7 protein-coding genes are annotated in these 4,048 nt (G+C 40.9%); all 7 read right to left on the bottom strand.

What is annotated here, in order from left to right; all coding sequences use genetic code 11:
- Positions 1–256: 256 nt before the first annotated feature.
- Positions 257–601, bottom strand: coding sequence for a hypothetical protein (locus FNW02_RS37565; RefSeq protein ID WP_191762541.1), 345 nt, complete (start codon positions 599–601; stop codon positions 257–259).
- Positions 602–689: 88 nt separating this feature from the next.
- Positions 690–1,115 (bottom strand): hypothetical protein, encoded by a 426-nt coding sequence (locus tag FNW02_RS37560; protein ID WP_191762540.1) that lies wholly within the window; start codon positions 1,113–1,115, stop codon positions 690–692.
- 59 nt (positions 1,116–1,174) lie between these two features.
- A complete protein-coding gene (locus FNW02_RS37555; RefSeq protein ID WP_191762539.1) occupies positions 1,175–2,176 on the bottom strand; it encodes a DUF5895 domain-containing protein in 1,002 nt (333 codons plus the stop codon).
- 54 nt (positions 2,177–2,230) lie between these two features.
- Positions 2,231–2,440 carry a hypothetical protein gene (locus tag FNW02_RS37550; RefSeq protein WP_191762538.1) on the bottom strand — a complete coding sequence of 70 codons (210 nt, stop codon included), beginning with the start codon at positions 2,438–2,440 and terminating at the stop codon, positions 2,231–2,233.
- Positions 2,441–2,583: 143 nt separating this feature from the next.
- Positions 2,584–3,204: a Uma2 family endonuclease gene (locus FNW02_RS37545; RefSeq protein WP_191762537.1), complete on the bottom strand. Its 621-nt coding sequence runs from the start codon at positions 3,202–3,204 to the stop codon at positions 2,584–2,586.
- A 64-nt stretch (positions 3,205–3,268) separates the two neighbouring features.
- Positions 3,269–3,598, bottom strand: a complete 330-nt coding sequence (locus tag FNW02_RS37540; protein WP_191762536.1) for a hypothetical protein — start codon at positions 3,596–3,598, stop codon at positions 3,269–3,271.
- A gap of 75 nt (positions 3,599–3,673) precedes the next feature.
- Positions 3,674–3,940, bottom strand: a complete 267-nt coding sequence (locus FNW02_RS37535) for a hypothetical protein (RefSeq protein WP_191762535.1) — start codon at positions 3,938–3,940, stop codon at positions 3,674–3,676.
- Positions 3,941–4,048: the final 108 nt, after the last annotated feature.

The raw sequence follows: 4,048 nt of genomic DNA, 5'->3' as shown, positions 1-4,048 counted from the left end.
GGCAATATTGCTACTTTTACAATGACTTTACCATCAAAGCCTTATTGCTCAACCTCTATACCATGAGCGATCGCTGCCTTTATCTCTCTTAGTATTTATGTACTATACTTAGATGCGTTTACCCTGCCACAACAACGAAGGTATTGTAGGCATTGGGAAGAGTGATCAGCAGGGGTAGTAGTGGGTTTTCTTGACATAGGTTATTCTCCTTGCGGCTTATGGTTTGTGTGATAGCTCTTGAGCGTTGACAAAGCAATCATGCTGATGTCAAAACAATGTTCGTGCAAGTTGCAAGCTGTTTGTACTCATCCCAATTTCGGGGGTTATGACGTGATGACATTGATTCTTCAAATTCCCAGTTCTGAGAACTGATATCAAATAGCTCAATTGCTGCATCAAACCCGCATTGTAGGAATCTTGTGTATGATTTTTCAGACCAGAGAATTGATTCGGTAATTGCATTTATTAATTTGAGATTGGTAACACTCGCTGCTCCCTCTTTTTGAAGCCAATCGATTGTTTCAAGCAGTTGCTTTTTAGCAGAAGCCGCAGTAGATGCTGGCAGTGCTGCGATGGGCATAAAACCTGTTAGTTGTTTCATGGCTGATTGCCTTAAATTTATTTAGTTCTGTGGGAATGCTGCGCGAACAGGCATAGGGTATTCTGAATTCTGTCTTCAGTAGGACTTCTTATCTGTTACCGTAGTGGCTTGGATGACCAGGATGAGAATAATCATCTTCGTAATCATCGTCATCGTCACCTTCAATCAATTCGAGGGTGATACCAGAAGCATTTTTAATTTGCCCTGTTCTGCCGTAAGCTATTTTTAACTCGTGACTGAGATTTAAACTACGCAACAATGCTTCTCCTAAATATGCTTGTAATCTTTGGTGGTAAATTTTCAGTTGATTCACTGCCTGCTCTTTAATATTGGCTTGGCTATAATTGCTATTAAAAATTGCAATCATCTGATTTTCAGCAGATGGCTGAGTGATCACCTTTCTGCACTTTTCGATTTCTCGACAGTAAGCCTTAATCGTGTTACTCAAATGCTTGTCATCCATCTGACAAATGAGTACCGTAATTCCGTCTTTTGATGTGTGAGTTTCAAACATATTCATCCTTTTAATGTTGATTGGTAAATTTGGGGTGCAATAGATACACCCCATTGAAGTTAGAAATTATCGGGATCTTCATCCTGTTGCAAAGCTGTTAAATTCTCTTGCTTCACTTGGTGGTAAAGGTCATCAACTTGATTCTTTGGCATAGTTTTACCAAATTGTTCTTCTGGAAATTCATCAACTTCTACACCAGGCGCAATCTGATGAAACTTCTCAAACTGCTTTAAGTATCTAGAAGCAAACCCCGATAATGATTGCTGTGTTCCCCAAATCTTTTCAGCATTGGGGAGATTGAAAAACTCTTTCACGTTCTCTGCTGTTGGCTCATTAAATCCCACAACAGCGCATACCTCAGCACGAGCATCAGTACCCACAAGCTCTGTATCGAATGTTGGTTGAAATACAGTAACGGCTCTTGCTTGCTCATTTAGGGTGTAGAATGACTCACCTTGACTATCAGAATAAGCAATCTCTACAAGCTTGTAAAAGTTCTCTAACTGTTGCCCAAAGAATGCAGCTGCACCACCATGAACTGTCAAAACTAAAGGAACTTTATGAAGAAAGCTGCCGCTCGTATCAACCAAGTAAATCATGTGCAAGGTGCGGAGTGTAGTAAACTCTTTTGGGTGTGATTCTCTAATTGATTGACCGTGCCAAGTCTCAAAGTTACCTATGATATCCCCCTTGCGTCCAATCCCCGCTTCAGCGCCTTTATCGTTCACCTCAATCATTCTAGGACTGGAAGCTAAAACATGAATCCTGGGACATTCAAAAGCCAAGCCTGATTCAGAATTACCGTTGCGGTAAGTGTGAATGAATGGAGTACCACAAGCAACATCATATCCTTCAGGTAAGGTGAATTTCTTACCTTTGGGTGTGGCTTGCAGTTGAGCTAATAAATTTTCAACTTCTGCTCGTTTCACCCAACCTGATAGTTTAATATTGTCGGACTTAATGAATAAGATATTTTTCCCATTCAACAATTGACAAATTGGCAATTTAGAGAAATTACCACGGAATTCCGGAGATTTGAATGTATCAAGTGTAACTGTCATAATTTTCACCATTAATTACCTAAATTTCACAAACTTTTAGCGAAGCTATTCTTTTCACTGATGCTTGATAATCTGCTTGATAATCTCTACCAAAAAGCCGCATCCAGTATTCTTGACTCGCACCAGTTGCTTATCTAGCAGATATTGAATGCTTGTTTGCGGAAAACTAATACTATGCAAAGGAGCAGAACCACCGCGTACCCGAAGCGAATCCAGTAGGTTGATTGCTGTTATCTCAGAGCAGCTATTGAATTTTCTAGGCATGTTGAAAATCCTGTGTTGCTATTAATTTTGTGTTAGCGAACGCCACAATAAAACAAGCGCTCTGCTGTTAACAAAGCGCTTCAAAACTTGATGATTTCTAACGAAAATAAAGAATACATTTTACGACTATTTTGTTGATATCATCAAAATGTTTCTGGTGAAGCAGTCTGAAAAACTTGCTCAACAGTCAGATTTAACTCTGGAAAAGTTAGCGATTGAATGCGGTCTTTCCCTCGAAACTGAGTAACTTGATACTCTCCATCGACTAAACCGTAAACTGATATTGTTGGTTGCTTGGGATTGCCTATAAATCGCTTTCCACCGAGAGCAGCATAGTCAACAATCCAATATTCGGGAATAGCCATTTCTTCGTATTCCCCAAACTTGAGGAAATAGTCATCACGCCAATTCGTACTTACAACTTCTACTATTAATGGAATCGATTCTGCTTGAGATACTGTTGATGATTTTTTCCAAAGTGGTTCATTAGCTAGGTTAGGTAAATTTAATATCAAAACATCTGGAATATAACCAGATTTTTTGTCCACTGCTTTAACTAATGCTTGTCCAGGGATGGAATACGCAAGGTTTAATCTACGAATTTCAAAATTGAGTTCTCTAATCAAAAATGCTCTGACTAACTCATGGTCGCCTGTTGGCTGCATTTCTACTATGACTCCTTTATGTAATTCATATCTCCCGTTATCTGGTTTCCACTCCAGAAATTCTTCAAATGTTATTGGCTCAACTAAAGGTTGAAGCATGGTACTGTTTCCTTTATCTGCTTACCCTTTTTAAATCAGTCGGTGGGTAGCTCCCACCTGTATTTTACGCTGCGCTCGCTGTAATATCTGGTGGTTTGACTCGCCACAATGCGAAGTTGATCAGGGCAACCGCTGCATCAAGAGGCTTGGCGTACCTGATTTTGTCTACCTCATTCGCCCAATGGGTGATGTGCTGAAACACCAAACCCAGCATTGAATCATCCCTGTACACGCGGTAAACCTTCGGACAAGCTCCTTTGCAGTACACCAGCCTATAACCTGAGATATCCCACACCTCTGCATTGGGGTCGGTTGGAGGCAGCAGAATTCTGTCTGGGGACTCATCCAAACAATTTTCTTCAAGTAAGCATCTATTTGCTGTGTAGTATGTCATTATTTCAGTTGTTGGCGATTTAGTTCGTAGGCGATTGCATTCTCTTAGCGTGCAATCGCCTTTCTATGTTTGGGACTACGCTGCCACTGCTTGCCTTACTCCTAGCGCAATAATAGCTGCATCAGCACTTTCAGTTATGCGGCTGCTTCCCAGTTGATTACGTCGGCTGTACCATTTGTCTTCCAGGTTATATCCAACAAAACCTACACGTTGGCGATTCAGGTACAAAGTCGTGCTGAAACTGACCCAATCTATTTGCCCGTGTGTCAGTCCGTATTTTTGACAAGCTGCTTCAAGCTCGTTGCTCAAGCGCTGGTTGCGCTCTAGTAGTCTACCAAGCAAACTTTGCTAGGTTAAGCTCGGATATAAATGCTGCATTTTCCGGCGAGCGTCTTTGGTTTGGAAACCCCAATACACACTGGCTTTTTGCTTATTACGTTGTTTCTCCCA

Source organism: Komarekiella delphini-convector SJRDD-AB1, assembly GCF_014831675.1.
In the GTDB taxonomy this organism is placed as follows: Bacteria; Cyanobacteriota; Cyanobacteriia; order Cyanobacteriales; family Nostocaceae; genus Komarekiella.
Note: the sequence above shows the minus strand (reverse complement) of the source record. Positions and strands in the feature narration are given on the sequence as shown.